This is a genomic window from Pectobacterium wasabiae CFBP 3304 (genome assembly GCF_001742185.1).
Taxonomy (GTDB): Bacteria; Pseudomonadota; Gammaproteobacteria; order Enterobacterales; family Enterobacteriaceae; genus Pectobacterium; species Pectobacterium wasabiae.
Window position 1 is genome coordinate 2,284,578 of record NZ_CP015750.1, and the last position, 17,113, is coordinate 2,301,690.

Consider the following 17,113-nt stretch of genomic DNA (forward strand, 5'->3'; position numbering starts at 1 on the left):
AGGTTACTCCTGTGCAGTTTTAATACGGTGAATGATTGCGCCGAGCTTTTCATTTTGCGCCACGCTGATTTCCCGTCCAGCGGAATGACCAGCGTTCTCAGCGATCAAGGCTTCCAGACCGATCAGCCAATCGATAATAAAAATGGCGCTGTAGTTAAGCTGTTGCGGGGTTAGGCGTGTAAGACGCTCGTCATCCATCCACTGTACGCTGTCGCACTGCATTGGGCGGGTGAAAATGGCTTGATCCTGCATGTTGGGGCGAACGGGGCGTTTTGTCTCAGGGACAGTCAAATAACCAAGCCAGGTGACAAAATTGCTCATTACGTGCAGTACGCGTGATACCTGACGTTCGACCATACGCTCGCGGCGGACACCCGCTTGCTCGGTGTTGGTCATTACGCTAACCAGCGCATCTTCTAGCTTCAGCCGTAACAAACCGGTGATCAGTTCATCCACCAGCAGCGCGATGACCGGCCTTGGCAGATTGATATAGTTCAGCATTGCCGGTGTTTCTGGCAGGTCACGCAGATGGTTAATCCAAAGCTGCAATGCCTGACGGGCAAAGGCAGTTTCATGGCTATGCGTCGCCGCGGCTGGGGCATCGATACCAAATGCATCGTCAACGCCGATATCAAAAAAATCGGCCTCTTCTTCAGTCGCTTCCTCTGGTTCCACCGAGATTTGCTGTAGGTAAAGCTCCTGTAGGGAACGTCGGGTGGGCACAAGCCGCGCTAACAGTTCGCCATGCATGCCGTTGCGTTTTTTCAGTGCGGCAAGAATCTCTTGAGCGATGAGATTTTTTTTCGCAACTTCTTCTTCACCTTCAGGCTGATACCATTTTCCCAATCCACCCTCTACCAGTTCACCGCGCATATCCTGTAGCTGTTCTGCAATACGCTCCAGCTTCACTTCCGGCCGGGCGACCTGGCTCAGGTAGTCGGCCATTCGACGCATACCGCCGTCATTCAAGTTGAGCATGGCGTCCCAGGCGGCGTCCGGGGTGGCGATATAACGAGTAACGGCACTATCTTCCAGGAAGGTTTTTCGCATCAGCGCTAACTGTGCTTTGCTTTCTTCGCGGATGGCGTCTTCTTTCTCGTTCTCTATGCGGATGAAAGGGGTTATCTGACCGGGTTTACGTACCAGAAAGGTATTGTTGAATGCTTGCCCCTGCTGCCACTCCTGCATCCATTTAAATTTACCAAAACGTTCCGTCATCGCCATTTTGATCATTCCGCCAAGGCCCCAAGACTGACGAAGAATGGCTTCGTCATGGGATAATCCTTGGCTGATGCGTAGATCAAACATGGTGAGCGCCCAGATTAAGCCGGGCAGTCGTCGTCCGCGTGCCTCTGTGTCTGCGCCTTGGGTGTAGTTGATCCACTCATTCAGTACATCACCAACCTCTTTTACATCAGATTGCTTAGTCGATGCCGTGCATACAACCAGTACGTTCATTTCCTGGTTTTCGGTATATCGCTCAAAGAGATAGGCGACTTTTCCGCGAAGGATCAACTGCGCTAACGGATTGCTCTCTTCACTTTTCACTTCCCGACGTATGTCATCCATCGATTCAACGCCCAGACGACCTCGATAACCAGGGAAATCGAGCAGATCTACCGATTCAAAGAGAGGTTCACGGGGGGGCGTTAGCAGTGGAATGTGCAGCTCAACGGTCAGAGCAGCCAATTCGGCCAGAGAAATCTCAACTGGCGCACCCGCCTGACCATCCTGTATCGGCGTGACGTCAATGCGTACATCGGGTTCTTTATTCAGACGTTCCAGCATATCAACGTTCATAATGCTGTCGTGTTGAACCAATAAGCCGTCCTTTTCCTGTACCAGCGTGTGTAGCGGAGCCCTGACTTCTGGTGCTCCACCCAAGCGTTGCAACGTCTGCGCAAACTGGGTGTAGGCTTCTGTGAGTTCCGGCACGTCACCCCATAGAACAGAAAAAAGCACCCCGCGATCCTTCGGCGTCAGCCAAGGAGCCAGCGCAATCGCCTGAGGCCAATAGTGCAATGCCAAACGGCTCTGGCTCTTTCCTGCATGACGGCTGAGATAGTCCCATAGTGATACCACGTCATCTTCTGTGACGCCCGGAACCCGAGAGGCGTTGCGGCGCTTCGCCAGTGCCATTAGCAGGTTATGGGTTCGCTTCTCATCGTACTGCCAGTTAAATTTTTCCTGATTAAAATCATGAATAAAGGCGTTCGCGAGGATTTTCCCTATCTCCACTTCGCTGAAGAGTAGCAGAGAAACCTGTTGATGCTCACGGGTGCTCGCGCTGCGTCGGCTGAAACGGGTGACTAACCCAGTGGCTTCTTTCCCTCCACCGGGAGGGTTGATGTGCTTCAGAAAATCAAGTTGTTTACCGGCAAGTTGTGTCTCCAAATTACCGTTTTCTCCTGCTGCGAGAGCGGAGATCAAATACGATTTACCGGCCTGTGATAAACCAAAGAAGCCTACCGTCATCGGTTTCGCCGCCGCCTGCGCTAATCTGCGGGCTTTGTTACGGCTGCGACGTAGGTTAATGGTGAGGTGATCGGCTTCCCTATCCAGGTGCGGGGCATCCTCACGAACGGTCGCGATCCAGTCAATCGCCTGTCCTGCGCCAGCCTCAATATTTTGCCAGCCCTGAATAATCTGCTCAGAATTGATAGTGCTCATTAGCTTTTAACGCTCCCGCTGTCCAGCCAGTAATGGGTTTCTCCCATGCCATTACCGACCATAGTGTTCAATTGGAATGCAACATCTTTGCGGCCGTAGTTACGGCGTGCATTCTCCATTTCCAACGATTCAATGCGGAATCGCTCTGGGCTGACGGCTTCTTCACCATTGCGGGGGCGTCCCTGCTCGGCTAGCAGTTGCAAACGCATAACGGCATCGCCTGCAAGTTCACTGGCAAGGTTGGGGTTGGTTATCTTCAAGGTGTACAGTGCCGATGCGGGCCAGCGCTCATTGTCAAGCTGCCGGAAACCAATGCGGACTTCGCCACGGGACTCAAACCCTTGCGCCTGATCAAGCTGGAAGTTCTCGGCATCCAGATCGATATCCCGATAAAATACGTTACTGTCTTTGATGATATTGTTGCCGTCCAGCATGCCCAGATAGCGAATGGTGGAATAGGGCACAAAGTTTGCCGTGCGGAAGTAAAAGTTATTCAGCCTAGAGTTTTCTGCCAGCAGGCAGAGCATGGCCCCGACGACAGCGGTAGACTTGGGATCGTCAATACATCCCTTTTTGTTAAACGGATACCAGCCGCCGGTTTCATATCCATGTAACGGCAGCACGCGTGACGGTGGTACAGGCTGCAACTGGCGGATCAGCGCTTGAATACCGGGCAAACGCGATGGACGACCCGTCAGCAACAAAATATCGCAGTTGTAATGCCACAGGACTTCGCACAGCGCCCGCAGGCTGTGGCAAATATTCATCCGGCCGCTACGCGGATTGATAAATTCATTATGTAATTGGGATAAATCGACCTCTAACGGAACATCAAGGATCGAGAACGGAACACTGCCGCTGTCCTGCCCAGGACGAACGGCGTCGTTCACATAGTCCTGTACTTTTTGCGTCGGTACATTGATCTCCAATAGCTCACGAAACGTGTAACTAAGAAGTTCACGCCCCTCATCGGGCTGGTACTCTTCGTAGCGGTGCAAAATCGCTAATGCCAGCGGCGCGAAGATTTGCAGCGTCAATTGCTGACGCAATACTTGTTTGCCAGCCTCAATCGATTCGCTGCCAAACAGTTGTGACATTATCGACTCGGACGCAACATCGCTGTGTCCCACGTTCATCATCGCGGCTTTTACCGCTGGCTGTAGATAAAGGCGGATGACATCAAGCAGAATATCGTCTCCCGCCACTTTGAACCCTTCGCGGAATAGCTGTTTCGGGATGATGCGTACATTAATACCCTGGCCTTCATCCAGGGTATAGCGGGAAATAACCAGATCTGTCGTGCCTCCGCCAATATCGATTGAGGCTACTTTCAGGCTGCGTTTTTCCGTTCCTGCCATCTGATTATCTGGGCGGCGGGTGGCGGAAAAAAATTCGTCGGTGCGTCCGCCAAAATAATTTTGCGTCTCGTTATACAGGTAGACAAGCTGACCACAGGTCGCTTCATCCCATTTGACATGTACGCCTGGGTGGGGATGCTTCAACTGCTGCGTATCACTACCTTCATATTCCATCGCTTCCCAGCCGAGAGATTTCCACACCAGACGAATTGCATCGTGCATGCTTTGTTCGAAAATGGCGCGTTCAGGCTTCGGCATGGCGGGTGGCACAGTCATAATGACATTACGCAAACGACGCGGCGTGCTGGCATGGTTCATCTTCAACCGTTGTGCCGGGCTGTTAATTTGCATTAGCGCCTGACTCAACACTTCTGACAACATCATGGTCATTAGCGAGCTGCGGCTGTAAATCGGTGAAAAGACGGGCATCCGCTCATCTTCGGGCAGGCGTATCAATAATTTGCCCTGATCGTTAAGCATATAGAGCAAGGGGGCCGCCGTCGCCAGCGGCTCACGATCTGATTTCACGAAGGCCTGACTGAATCGCCAGCCGGGTGAATAGGATTGATCGTCCCAGAGGTATCGTTTCGGACTGGAAATGCCCGTTGAGCCTTCAGTACCAAGGCGTTGGGCTGCCATGCGGAAGGCTTCACCGCCAACTCGGCCGATTGTCGGCCACGTAAAGGCGTCGCTGCGCCCGCTCTTGAGCGAAAAATCCTGCTTACCAAACTCTGCCTGAGCAAATTCCAACCGGCTGTCGAATGGTTCATTATAGACATATTGCGGTTGGCTCAGATCGCGCAACTGTAGCTGGTAGAGTTGTGATAATCCTTTATTATCATCACGATGCTCTTCAATAAGAATACCGCAGCTTCGCGAGTTGCCAATATCTAGCACCAGATCGACAGGGATTGCCGTATCGCGAATTTTTACGTCGTTAACCTGTACTTCTGGGACGTGAATGGTGTCGCCCAGCACACTGAGAAGGTTCAGGTAATGCGCCTGATGTTCTTTAAGCACAAGCTTTTCTTCATTATCTTCATAGTGCTGGCGTAATCGCTCGCGTGCTTGAGTGGTGTAGACATCCTTCAGCCATTCCTCTACCCAGTGTTGGGAAAGAAAATCGCCCATTTCGTGTACGTGTTTGGCTAGCGCAAAGCCTGCACCAGAACGAACGTCATCCTCACTGGGAGCCAGATACTGGGTGTTTTCACGATCGGGAAAAATTTTAGTATCGAAAATCAGGGTGGCGCGCCAGGTGTTACCCTTATCGTCCGGTTCGGTTAACTCATGAAATTGAACACGAGCCCAGTTGGCTGGGCCTTGTGAAAAGGCGCGTGGCGGGTTGAAGCGGAAATAGGGGAGGGGAAACCAGACTCCCTGATACAGCCGTAATGAGTCTTCAATTGCCAGAGAATACTCTGACTCGACGGAACGTGGTGTTTCGTTATCGTGCGCTGGAATGTGGTATTTGTCTTCGCGCTCGTTATAGACCAGTCGTAGAACAGGGCCATCACCTTGCTGGCGTAGAAATTCACCGTACTCTTTACGCGCAGGTAACGTAAACGCAAAATCAAGAAATTGGATCCCGCTGTCACGAATGAGTTTGACCTGTTTTTTAAAATCAGTGAGTTCAGCCAGCATTTAGTTACTTGCCTCCTGCTTCATCGAGATAGGGAAAAGAGTATTGGCATCGTAACGGCCTTTACAATCCGCGATATTTTTTGCGCCAGGCATACAGATAATTTCCGGCATTTGATAAACCGAGCCATCGGTACACTGAGCTTCACCTTGGTTATTAATGGTGAGCTGCCCTGAACGAGTCTGTGCATTAACGGCTCCCTTGCAAGAGACGCCATCGCCACGCACCATCTGTACTTCACCTTCTCCACCTTTGATCTGGTAACTCAGGCTCAGAGGTTTACCCGTGCGCTGATCTTGAATACCCGCACCGGCATGCCAGAGTCCGTTCAGAAAAGCCGTACTTCCTTGTGCCAGCGCTTCTGGCGGTAGGCTTAGCGGCGTTCGGGTTCCCGTGGCCGAAGTGACTGCCTCGGAAGCCGTTGAAAGAGAGGGGGCTGGTGCGCTTGTCGGATCCGGGATCGGAGACGAGCCTTCCGGTAAGGACGTTCCCAACAGGGGGAGATCTGACTTCTCTGACCCCGTATTCGCGGATATCGCTGTAGATAGACTGCCACTGGCTGAACTGACACTGGATTCCGTAACGGTCAGGCTTGTGCCCTCCGTAACCGATGAAACCAGTGGCAGTTCTGGTGTATTCAGGTTTATTGCTGGTAATTCGGCTCCCTTCATGCTGAAACCGGGGATGGGAATGGTGATCCCCGGTACACAGCCACGCAGAAGCAGCAGTGCCAGTAACAGAAGCAACAGCAAGGGGAGCAACCAGCACAGCCAAGTGGGGAGGAACCGCCGTGCACCGCGCGGAGCGGGGGCGTTAATGCTGCTGGCATCCGTTGTCGCAGAGGGAGCGCTCGTCGTAGCCGTGGTGGTGACGGTTGGGATCAATGGTGCCACGGGGCGTAAGCAGTCCAGCGGGTCAAGCCTAACCTGATGCTGAGCATTCACGAATCCCCAGAAACTGATGATAGGTTTTCCACCGACGAGCCAGACGTGCTGCTGATCGGGAAACTGTAGCGCTTTTTCCAATAATTGACCGAATAACCGCTGTTCCGGCTGAGTATTTCGGCGCTGTTCTTCGCTTAGCTGGCGTAATGCTGCCTGACTGACTTCGAGCTGGTTTAGCGCTGATTGGCGTTCACTGTCGGTAGCGGCAGACCATGGGATGATGTCGCCAGAAAATGGCGCATACCAATCGATGCGGTTGCCATGTTCATTGATTTGGGGGATGGCAAGGGTATCCGCGATAGCGTGCTGTTTTCGCAAACGTAGTGTTTCACGAAGTTGCAGTGCTGAAATATGTACAGCTTGCCCGTTTTCGCCCATGGACTGATACTTATCGAGCTTATCACTGCACAGAAACATCTCTTTCACGTTTGCAGGCCTTTGCTGTGTTAATAAAGAAGTAAAAAGACGCAATATACCCGTCATACTTCAAGTTGCATGTGCGTTGGCCGCGTTCAGTCACCCGAATCACTTACCTGAGTAAGCTCATCGGGATTCCTTCTCTTGCCGCCTGCCTGAAACTCGAATTATTTAGGGTATATACTATTTTCGCTATCGTTAAAAATGTCGTGTACGAGCCATTTGATTAGTCTCTACGCGATAATAAATATTCTCGATATTCCTCTGGCATCATTCAGGGTTAACACACACTATTCCTTCGATTGGAATATACCGCATACTTTAAATTGCCTGTGTGTTGGCTTCCCTTATCACCCCAGTCACTGACTCGTGTCAGTGACTGGGGACTCGTGCGGTTACTGCCGCCATGCAACTCGAATTATTTCGGGTATAGATATGTTTTCTAGGTACTACATTGTTTTCTTTACGACGACGCTTCAGTCTCCATGAAAACCCTGCCCCATTATTGACATCCTTCAGGGATATATTCTTTCATGGCTTTATTCATGATATTGCTGAATTCCTGAGTATTGTTAACGGCAAAAACGCTACCGCCAGTATTGCTGGCAATGCAATTGCCCGCGCCTGTATTCAGGATATCAACTACATTTATTTGTAACCGAGGCTTGCTCTTTTTAAGCTTGCTAGCGACCTCACAGGGATCGCCGCCACAGGTTTCATCACCATCGGTAACCAGCAGGATAATTGCATCGCGTTCGACACCATCCACCAGCTTGCCTGCCTGTTCTAATGCTTCCGCCAAGGCCGTTTTGCCTATCGGCTCAATACGATTGATCTGGTTTTTTAATACTGTACGCTTCGACGGCGGGAACGGCGTTGAGGCGGTAACCTTACGGCAATCCGCTGCTGCCACCAGGCTGATATTCATATCCTTGGGCAATTTATCAATAATATTACTTGTTGACTGGCGTGCCAGACTGATTCGACGCGGTTCACGTTCAATGTCCCTGACTAACTCATCCCCTTCCAACCAACGTTCTAGTTCATCTGGTGTGGCATCCATACTGAGTGCCATTGAACCGGATGCATCAAGGATAATCACTACCTCTGGAGCCTGCTGAACGGTCCGCTGTGCCGGACAAAGCGCCTTAGTCACTGGCGGTGGTACAGGTTTTGGTGGTTTTATGGGCGTGGCGGGTTCTGTTGGTTGTACCGGTTTTTCGGGTGTAATGGGTTCTGCCGGTGTTACTGGCTCTGTTGGTGTTACTGACTCCGGCGGCTGTGCAGGCTCTGTTGGTGCCACAGGCAGACAGCCGCGTAATAGGAATAGCGCCAGAACAGCCAGCAATAACAGCAACAATAGCCACGGCCACCAGATACGTCGAGGCGCGATGACGGGGGTTACCGCTATTATCGGAGGGGGAGACAGCTCCGTAATTACAGGTTGGTCACCAATCACCCAAATGCTTGAATCGGCAGGCTGTTGGCTGGCAAGTGTTAGTATCCGCAACACATCTTCGGAAACACTACTGTTTTGCGCTAATTTATTCTTTAACTCACTGATTATGTGCTGTTTCTGCGTTAGCAGCGCTTCTGCTCGCATCCTTTCCGATGTAGGCAGGTCCGTCAACCGTATAGGCTGACCATTGATCTCGCTATACCATTCGATTGCACCATCATTTGCCTGCACGGGTTGTGCAAAGATATTTCTGTGGGCCAGAGATAAATGTGGCTCAATGGCGGAAAGCATCGCGGGATAGCAGGTGAGCTGCCATTGCAAGCTCGATGATGGTTCAACAGTCCTTGTTATTCTTATCATTTAGGCAGCAACGCTATCGACGTAGATTGATATGATTGAGAATGAAAGCCAATATAGCTTATATAAAGGATGTTAATAAGATTAATCTTATTTGGCAACCCCTGAAATTTGAGAAAAGTCAGTCTAATACACCGTTGTTTGCTCAAGCTCACCAACGCTGTTGTATCGGATTATTCCCTAATAGATTCTCCGGTAGCCACGGCTGCTGAAGCGGTCAATACCAGATCGCAATCACTCTACTTTTCACCTCACTGAATACCAGCCCATTGACCAATGACAAGGTAGTTCAGGCATCACCTTATTTATAATCAGGCCCGTTTGTCTTCTCACTGGTGTGAATGTATGGCTTATCAACTTAATCTTAATTGGCCCGAATTCTTAGAAAAGTACTGGCAAAAAAAACCTGTTGTATTGAAGAATGCTTTCCCTAATTTCGTCGATCCGATTACGCCGGACGAGCTGGCAGGTCTGGCGATGGAGGCTGAAGTTGATAGCCGTCTGGTCAGCCATAAAAATGGTCAGTGGCAGGCCAGTAACGGGCCGTTTGAGCATTTTGATAACCTGGGTGAAACCGGCTGGTCGCTGCTGGCTCAGGCGGTGAACCACTGGCATGCGCCATCTGCTGAACTTGTGCGCCCGTTCCGCGTGTTGCCGGACTGGCGTTTAGACGACCTGATGATCTCCTTTTCTGTACCGGGCGGCGGCGTTGGCCCGCATATCGATCAGTACGATGTCTTTATCATTCAGGGGATGGGCAGCCGCCGCTGGCGCGTGGGCGACAAACTGCCGATGCGTCAGTTTTGCTCGCATCCTGCGCTGCTGCATGTCGATCCGTTCCCGCCAATCATTGATGAAGATCTTGAGCCGGGCGACATTCTCTATATTCCGCCAGGCTTCCCACACGATGGCTTCACGCACGAAACCGCACTTAACTACTCCGTAGGGTTCCGTGGGCCGAACGGTAGAGACTTAATCAGCAGTTTTGCTGACTACGTGCTGGAGAACGATCTCGGCGGTGAGCACTATAGCGACCCTGATTTGACCTGTCGGGAACATCCGGGGCGGGTTGAAGCCTATGAATTTGACCGTCTGCGCGAGATGATGATCGACGTGATTAATCAGCCAGAAGCGCTCAAAGCGTGGTTTGGGCGCTTTGTGACAACGCCGCGCCACGAGTTGGATATCGCCCCGGCGGAACCGCCTTATGAGCAGGATGAGATTGTCGGTGCACTGATGGACGGCAGCGTGTTGACGCGTCTGAGTGGGCTGCGAGTGCTGGAAGTGGGCGGTGACTACTTCATCAACAGCGAACGGCTGGACACGGTCGATCCGAAAGCGGCCGATGCGTTGTGCCGCTACACCCTTCTTGGTAAAAAAGAGCTAGGCGAGGCACTAGAGAATCCGGCATTCGTGGCTGAATTGACCGCGCTGGTTAATCAGGGCTACTGGTTCTTCGACGAATAAATTCCCTTATCTTTAGCGGCTTTCGAGCACGTCTTGCATGACGTGATTTGAGAGCCGCGTATTATCATTTGAATGGTTCGCGGTACAAAAACGTATAGGTTCACCCTGTGAATATTCGGCTATCAACTCGGTGTTGTTAACATCAATGTAAATATCGTTATAACGTTAACTTACCTTGGCTAAATATTATCTACCTATTGAATTTATTGATAAAAAAATCCTCCGCCGCGTCACTTAATCAATAACTGAACTATCTTTAGAGCGATACCCAATTAAATAACTCTGGAGAAATGTCATGTTTCATGTGCCTACACTCAAGCAAAAACCCTTAGCGTTACTTCTCGCCGTCTCTGTCGGTATGATGGCTCCGCTTACTTTCGCTGAGACGAAAACGCCGGGCACCCTGATAGAAAAGACGACGTTGGATGCGAAAGATGGCCTCATGGAGGCAGGGGAACAATATCGGATCCAGTATTATTCGAAGAGCGGGGTCGATGGCAAAAGCCTACGGGAAGACACTGGCGCGGTTTTCATCCCCAAAGGTGAGGCGCCAAAAGAGGGCTGGCCAGTCGTGGTATGGACACATGGGACGATTGGCGTGGGCACATCCTGCGCACCGTCTCTCAATCCGCGCTCCGCTCGGGATGCTCAGTATCTGAATACTTGGCTGTCGCTGGGGTTTGCCATTGTGGCACCGGACTATGCGGGGCTTGGATCTGCTGGCTTGCATCACTACCTCAATTCGCGTGGTGAGGCATGGAGCGTGTTGGATAGCGTCAAAGCATCACTGACCACATTCCCGCTGAACAATCAGTTGACTATCGTCGGCCAGTCGCAGGGGGCACACGCGGCCTTTGCGAGTACGGGCTACCAGCCAGATTATGCGCCGAATCTGAATATCGCATCGACCGTATTGACTGGCACGCCCTATTTTGATGATAAAACCTCGGCGAAAAAGATTTTTGACGTGGACGTAAAGGGCGGCGATCCTAAAATCCCTTATGTGATGTATATCTATCTGTCAGCAACCGATATGAAGCCAGGGTTTAAGGTCGAGGATTATTTCGAGCCGAAAGCCGCTAAGCTTGTAGAAGACGCACGTACAATGTGTATCGGTGAGTTGACGCAAAAAGTGATGGACGAAAAGCTGAATGCGGAAAATAGCCTGAAACCTGCGATTTATGACTTACTGGATGACCAAATGGTGCATTTTCGCTACAACACACTCAATGTTATCCCTCCCGTCTTTATCGGGATTGGAACCAATGACATCAACGTGCCTACCAAAATGCAGGTTCACTTTGCGGAAGATGTCGTGAGTGCAGGGACGTCAGCCGATGTGCATCAATATAAAGGCATGGACCACAGCGAAACGGTTAACGTTTCACTGCGTAATTCTGTTCCTTTCGTGTTGGGAAAATAGTTAGACAATACGGCAAAATCGTAAACCTCTTGTCCCGGCGTGTCCGCTGGGACAGTATTCCCGCTATCGACGCGCGGCCTGATTTTCTCGACGATGTTGTCGTTGTCGATACCCTAGCATACCCCACGCCAGTAGGCCGTACAGTGCGGCCAGCATCCACAGATGCCACCAAAATTCGCCGATCTGAGTGAAATTCGCCCCCATCTGATTAAGACGCAAGACTCCCTGAATCGTGAAAACAGCAGGAATCCACTGTGCCAGCCAGTTCAGAGGGGCGGGGATCATTTCTACGGGCCAGATGAAGCCAGCAAGAAAGACAATCGGAATGGAAGACAGTAGCACTGCCTGACTGGGGAGATCTTTGCGCGTGAAAGCGGCTCCGAGCACCACGCCGAGCCACAGCGTCGAGAGTAGAAAAGGCAGCGTAAACAGCAGCAGTTGGCTCATGCTAGCCTCACGTGCAATGCCATAGGCATCAAGGCAAAAACCGAGCATGTAGAGCAGTGAGAGCAGGTAGGCACTGCCAACGACCAGCGTGCGTGCCAGCAGCAAACGCCACGGCGCGGCATATTGCCAGTAGCGAACGTCGCCAGATCGCGTGCGCTGATTTTGTCCGGCACCGAGCAGACCGCATCCCATCAGCAAAATCTGGTGCAGTATCAACATGAAGACACCGGGAACCACGTAATCGACATAGCCCATCGTCGGGTTGAATACCGGTACGGCATTCAGCGAAGTGGCCTGCCATTGTGAGCTGGCGGCGGGTATCCCTTCCCCCTGAGCCAGCAGCCGGGCGACTTTAACCTGTGCACCAGCAGTGCCGCCGACTGTCGCCAGAGACTGTGCGATCGCGCCGTAGATCAGAAAGTAGCTGGCATCGGCTGAATAGCTTACCGTGACGCTTTTTCCCTGCATGATATCGCGATAGAAATGGCGTGGAATGTAGAGAATCCCCTTCGCTTCGCCTTGCAGAAGCTGCGTTTTGGCTTCATCTAGCGTATTGCGCTGCGCCACCAGTCGTATCTCCGGCGTGGCATCAGCCATAAAGGCCAGACGGCGCGAAAGCTGGGTTCCATCTTCATCAACCAGCACCACCGGTAGTTCGCGCGGCGTCTGGGCGAGGTAAGGGCGCGGATAGAGAAAGGAATAGAGCAGAATCCCGCCGAACAGGGTGAGCAAAATGGTCGGATCGCGCAGTAAGCTACGTAGCTCAAACCGAATGAGGGTAGTGAGGGTCAGCATGCTACCTCCTTGTCACTGAGTCGGTAGCACCAAAGGGTGAGCGGGAGCAGTAACCAAAAGCAGGCGAGCGCGGCCAACGCGGGTGCGATCTGCATGATTCCGGCACCGTAGCTGGTGATGGCAATCGCGATGTCGCCATAGTGGGCGACGGGCAGCAACTGTCGCCAGAATGTGGCGAATGTCTCCATCGCCGCAGCGGGAAAAGTGATGCCCATGAACGCCAGCCCGGGGGCCATTAACGCCCCGACAATAGAGACGGCGCGTGCCGGGTCGCGAATCAGCGCATAGAAGGCCATGCCTAGTGCGACGCAGGCACCGGCGGCCGCGCCGATCGAGATAAATAACAGCAGCGCTGAACCGTTGAGTGGGTAATCAAGCAGGCTATACAGCGCATAGCTCCAGATGCCGCCCCATGCCCAACCGATCAGCCAGTGTGTCAGGAATTTAGCACCGATAGCGGTAGTCGGGTTCTCTGGCATCCAGCGAAGTCCATGACGGTCCTCCCGTGCCAGCGTATTCATGCCGTATAGCGCGAGCAGAATCGACCAGATCGAGGGGATGATCGCGTTCAGCAAAAACTGGGCGTAGTTGGAATTTTGGTTAAACAGCGCGGTAATCTGCCCGCCAATGGGTACCGCCAGTCCTTTGGCTTCAGGAACGGCTGCTCCTTGAGCCAGCGCCTGCACCACGGCAATCTGCCCGTTGAACGTCCCTGCGACCAGCGCCAGCGAGCTGTTGATGACTTTGGCAATCAGGACGAACTGCCCATTATTCCAGGCAGTAATCGTCGGTAATGTTTTTAGACGAATATCACGCTCAAAGTGGCGGGGGATAACCACCAGCGCATAGATCTCGCCACCGCGCAACGAGGCCGAGCCTTCTGCTATCGATGAAAATTGATGGTTTAGATCGAAGGAGGATGAAGCATGCAACTCTCTGGCGAACTGGCGCGACAGCGTGCTGTTATCCAGATCAATCAGGCCGATGGGAAGTTCGCGAACAATCGCGCCAGATAGCGTCCACCAGACCATCAGCATCGTGATAAGCGGCAACCAAAGCGCTAACGCCATCCCCCAGCGGTCACGCCACAGCGCCCTCCATTCGCGCATCATCACATTTCTACCAGTGCGCTCATACCAACGCGTAGCCCGCTAATCGGCTGCACTGGGCGCGCTTCCACTTCGAACGTTCGCATATCAAACCCTTGTCGGGTATCCGTCGCTCGCCATGTCGCGAAGTCTCCCATGACGGAAACGTAAGACACCTTAAACCGGAATGTCTGGTTATTGAGTGCTTGGATACGTGCTTCAAACTCGGTGCCCATCGCAAAGCGCTCAAGCAGATCTTCTCGCACTGCCAGTTGGATCCAAACGTCACTCATGTCCAGCAACGTGACCACGGGAAAACCCTGCGGCGCAATTTCGCCGCTGCGTAGCAGCACATTGCTGACTTCTCCCGTGTGTGGGCTGACGACGCGTGCCTCTGCCAGATAGGCCTCCACTTCTGCGACGGAACCCGCAGCCATACGGGCTTTTTCCTCTGCGGCAACCTGGGTTTCTTTGCGTGTGCCTTCCTGCGCCATTTGGTATTCCTGCCAGGCCATTCCTTCGGTGTAGCGTGCCGCATCCCACGAGGCTTTGGCTTCATCCCGTTTTTGTAGCGGCAGTACACCTTCCTGATAGAGATTTTGCACACGCAGATAGGTTTTATGGCTTAGCTCGGAACCGGCTTTGGCTTTTTGCCACTGATCTTTTGCAGCGGCGATCTGCTGCTCACGTGCGCCTTTTTTTGCCTCCAGCGCCACTGCGCCAGCCGCGGCTTCACCCGCTTTTGCCTGTTCCAGCTTGGCATCGAGTTCCGGTGTCAGGAGCGTGAAGACGAGATCGCCAACGTCAAGCTGCTGGCCTTTTTCTACCCGCACATCAGCAATACGTCCTGGCACTTTTGAAGAGACTGAATACTGCTGCGCTTCGATTTGCCCCTGTAGCCGTATAGGTTCGGGCTGGTAGGCAAGCCAGAAGCGATACGCTATCCAGACCACCACAATCACCAGGATGGCCTGAAGGATCCATTTGCGTTTCGAACGCGAAGAAGAGGGGGATTGTGTCATGGCGTCACCTGTATGGCGTACTGAGTCTGGTAGTCAGAGAAGCGGTTCAACTGGCTGGAGATGGCCATTAATCTGGCGATGGAAACCACGTAACGATAGGCCGCGGAGGCGCGTTGTGTCTTGGCTCCGGCTAACTGATTCAGCGCATCGACCACGTCCAGCGAGGTAGACATTCCCTGCATAAAGGCTTTGTTGCGTAGCTGAACATTCTCTTCCGCCAGTTTTTGCGTGGAGGATAATGAATTGAATTCCTCCAGCGCCTGTCGAGCTTCTCGCCATGTGGTTTCGACCAAAATCTCAAGGTTTTGCCGCATATCGGCTTCCAGATAGTTAACCTGCATTTCTGCACTTTTTGCGGCGGCAATATTGTCGGAACGGCCGTCACGGCTGATGAGCGGGACGGAAACGCCGACGCCGACCATCCAGTCCGGCGTCGTTCTGGCTGCCAGCGTGTCCTGTTCGTAAAGCTGATAGTTGCCAAACAGAAACACGTCGGGGGCATATTTGGCGCGTTCAATACGGATAAGATCCTTAGCCTGATCGCGCTTGGCTGAGAGCACTTTTAAACCGGGGTGGGTATTGAGCGTTTGTTTCACCAACGCAGGCAGTTCGGGAAGCGCTTTGTTGATGAACAGCGAAGAAGAGGGCGTTGCGCCTTCCGTCTTGATCAGCTTCGCGAAGACAATCTCAGTCGTTTCCAAACTGCGACGCGCCTTTTGTGTTTCGATTCGCGCCATATCATAAGCAGACTGTGCGGACAGCACCTCGACTCTGGCAATTTGCCCCTGAGCCTCCAGCTTGCGAGCGTGGTCATAATGTTGCGCCATGCCTTTTTCAATATCTTGACGCGTTTTTATCACCTGATGTGCCATGACCACGCCGTAATAAGCCTGCGCGAGTGCTTCAAACTGCGCTAGCGTGCGGATGATCAGCATTTGTTCTGCCTCATTCACCTGTGCTGCCCGAATCGACTGAGCGGCATCAATCCGACCTCCAGTGAATAGCGGCCAGACGACCTGAACGGAGCTGGTTACCACGTTTTGTTCTGTGAAACGGGTGACGAAAGGATTGCCATTGATATTAATTAACTGATTGAGCGCAGTGAAAATATCTCGGTGATTTGCCAGCGGATTGAGGTCACGGGCGTCTAGTTCGACAGGTTTATCAAGGCGTGTATAGCTTGCACCCACGTTGACCTGTGGCCAGTAAAGACCTTTGGCTGATTCTCGCAGGGACTGTGCCCGATCGACTCCGGCGCGTTCGGCAGCAATGCTGTCATCACTTTGCAGAAGACGAACCCAGGCCTGATTAAACGAGATAGTTTGTCCGAAAACCGTGGACGACCAGCACAGCAGCAGTGCTACGGGGAAATAGGCCAGAAGCCGGGTTTTATCGTGTGTTATTCGAGGCATGCTAGGTGAAATCATCCTTTTCCCCAAATACTGCCAAAGTGATAGGGATAAGCCCGCTGAAAAAGCACGAGGCTTGTTCGTGTGCAGATTGGATAATGGCTGTAAAACACATCTGGCGGCAGGTAAACAAACCGCATATTGCGTCTGATGTGTTCCGTATTATTTTCCAGGATGATTTAGTGTTGGTCTAAATTCCCAATTATTCAAATAATAGAAGGGATTGAATGGGAAAATTATTTGAAGAGAAATAAAACGAATGGGATAGGTTTGTATTATGCAGATAAGACTCATTATTCATTGATAAATAATGAACAGGAAAAAGCCCGAAGTTTCCTCCGGGTACATATTACATGGCGTGATTCGCCGATCCACAAGACGCGGATTTTATCCGGCCACGTCATCACCTTTATCTTCTCCATACTGATATTGCTCCCGCTGCAATTTCAGCAGTGAGTAATATTCGCCACGTGCTTGCTCTAAATCTGCAGGTGTACCTCGTTCGACAATTTCTCCCTGTTTGAGAACAATAAGGTTGCTGGCATGCTTCACTACACCCAGACGATGAGTGACCATGACAGCGGTTTTGCCGTGAACAAGGGCAGAGAATTGACG

General features: G+C 52.1%; 11 protein-coding genes. 2 read left to right on the top strand and 9 right to left on the bottom strand.

The window, feature by feature from the left end; translation table 11 throughout:
* Positions 1 to 3: 3 nt before the first annotated feature.
* The 4 genes from A7983_RS10390 to A7983_RS24695 form a co-directional block, all read right to left on the bottom strand.
* Positions 4 to 2,670, bottom strand: a complete 2,667-nt coding sequence (locus A7983_RS10390; protein ID WP_005971204.1) for a putative virulence factor — start codon at positions 2,668 to 2,670, stop codon at positions 4 to 6.
* The gene (locus tag A7983_RS10395) at positions 2,670 to 5,672 is read right to left on the bottom strand and encodes a virulence factor SrfB (RefSeq protein ID WP_005971202.1); all 3,003 of its coding nucleotides are present in this window, start codon (positions 5,670 to 5,672) and stop codon (positions 2,670 to 2,672) included. The genes A7983_RS10390 and A7983_RS10395 overlap by 1 nt, the downstream gene beginning before the upstream one ends.
* Entirely contained in the window at positions 5,673 to 7,031 is a 1,359-nt protein-coding gene (locus A7983_RS10400) for an SrfA family protein (protein WP_039479067.1), read from the bottom strand.
* A gap of 502 nt (positions 7,032 to 7,533) precedes the next feature.
* Entirely contained in the window at positions 7,534 to 8,811 is a 1,278-nt protein-coding gene (locus A7983_RS24695; RefSeq protein WP_261340659.1) for a vWA domain-containing protein, read from the bottom strand.
* Between the two features lie 381 nt (positions 8,812 to 9,192).
* On the opposite strand from A7983_RS24695, the gene A7983_RS10410 reads away from it, so the two are divergent.
* Positions 9,193 to 10,314 carry a ribosomal protein uL16 3-hydroxylase gene (locus tag A7983_RS10410; RefSeq protein ID WP_005971197.1) on the top strand — a complete coding sequence of 374 codons (1,122 nt, stop codon included), beginning with the start codon at positions 9,193 to 9,195 and terminating at the stop codon, positions 10,312 to 10,314.
* Between the two features lie 295 nt (positions 10,315 to 10,609).
* The gene (locus A7983_RS10415) at positions 10,610 to 11,737 is read left to right on the top strand and encodes a lipase family protein (RefSeq protein WP_005971195.1); all 1,128 of its coding nucleotides are present in this window, start codon (positions 10,610 to 10,612) and stop codon (positions 11,735 to 11,737) included.
* A gap of 63 nt (positions 11,738 to 11,800) precedes the next feature.
* Here the strand turns inward: A7983_RS10415 and A7983_RS10420 are convergent, their stop codons facing one another.
* From A7983_RS10420 to A7983_RS24445, 5 genes are all read right to left on the bottom strand, one after another.
* Positions 11,801 to 12,979 (bottom strand): ABC transporter permease, encoded by a 1,179-nt coding sequence (locus A7983_RS10420; RefSeq protein WP_005971193.1) that lies wholly within the window; start codon positions 12,977 to 12,979, stop codon positions 11,801 to 11,803.
* Positions 12,973 to 14,091 (bottom strand): ABC transporter permease, encoded by a 1,119-nt coding sequence (locus A7983_RS10425; protein ID WP_005971189.1) that lies wholly within the window; start codon positions 14,089 to 14,091, stop codon positions 12,973 to 12,975. The genes A7983_RS10420 and A7983_RS10425 overlap by 7 nt, the downstream gene beginning before the upstream one ends.
* Positions 14,091 to 15,089: an HlyD family secretion protein gene (locus A7983_RS10430; protein ID WP_005971187.1), complete on the bottom strand. Its 999-nt coding sequence runs from the start codon at positions 15,087 to 15,089 to the stop codon at positions 14,091 to 14,093. The genes A7983_RS10425 and A7983_RS10430 overlap by 1 nt, the downstream gene beginning before the upstream one ends.
* The gene (locus A7983_RS10435; protein ID WP_039479071.1) at positions 15,086 to 16,501 is read right to left on the bottom strand and encodes a TolC family protein; all 1,416 of its coding nucleotides are present in this window, start codon (positions 16,499 to 16,501) and stop codon (positions 15,086 to 15,088) included. The genes A7983_RS10430 and A7983_RS10435 overlap by 4 nt, the downstream gene beginning before the upstream one ends.
* Positions 16,502 to 16,885: 384 nt before the next feature.
* Positions 16,886 to 17,074: a hypothetical protein gene (locus A7983_RS24445; RefSeq protein ID WP_237028229.1), complete on the bottom strand. Its 189-nt coding sequence runs from the start codon at positions 17,072 to 17,074 to the stop codon at positions 16,886 to 16,888.
* Positions 17,075 to 17,113: the final 39 nt, after the last annotated feature.

What these genes read in the sequence shown, in the direction of transcription:
- A7983_RS10400 (WP_039479067.1), bottom strand. Translation starts at nt 7,031, where the DNA reads ATGTTTCTGTGCAGTGATAAGCTCGATAAGTATCAGTCCATGGGCGAA.
- A7983_RS10395 (WP_005971202.1), bottom strand. Translation starts at nt 5,672, where the DNA reads ATGCTGGCTGAACTCACTGATTTTAAAAAACAGGTCAAACTCATTCGT.
- A7983_RS10410 (WP_005971197.1), top strand. Translation starts at nt 9,193, where the DNA reads ATGGCTTATCAACTTAATCTTAATTGGCCCGAATTCTTAGAAAAGTAC.
- A7983_RS10415 (WP_005971195.1), top strand. Translation starts at nt 10,610, where the DNA reads ATGTTTCATGTGCCTACACTCAAGCAAAAACCCTTAGCGTTACTTCTC.
- A7983_RS10420 (WP_005971193.1), bottom strand. Translation starts at nt 12,979, where the DNA reads ATGCTGACCCTCACTACCCTCATTCGGTTTGAGCTACGTAGCTTACTG.
- A7983_RS10390 (WP_005971204.1), bottom strand. Translation starts at nt 2,670, where the DNA reads ATGAGCACTATCAATTCTGAGCAGATTATTCAGGGCTGGCAAAATATT.
- A7983_RS24445 (WP_237028229.1), bottom strand. Translation starts at nt 17,074, where the DNA reads ATGGTCACTCATCGTCTGGGTGTAGTGAAGCATGCCAGCAACCTTATT.
- A7983_RS10425 (WP_005971189.1), bottom strand. Translation starts at nt 14,091, where the DNA reads ATGATGCGCGAATGGAGGGCGCTGTGGCGTGACCGCTGGGGGATGGCG.
- A7983_RS10430 (WP_005971187.1), bottom strand. Translation starts at nt 15,089, where the DNA reads ATGACACAATCCCCCTCTTCTTCGCGTTCGAAACGCAAATGGATCCTT.
- A7983_RS10435 (WP_039479071.1), bottom strand. Translation starts at nt 16,501, where the DNA reads ATGCCTCGAATAACACACGATAAAACCCGGCTTCTGGCCTATTTCCCC.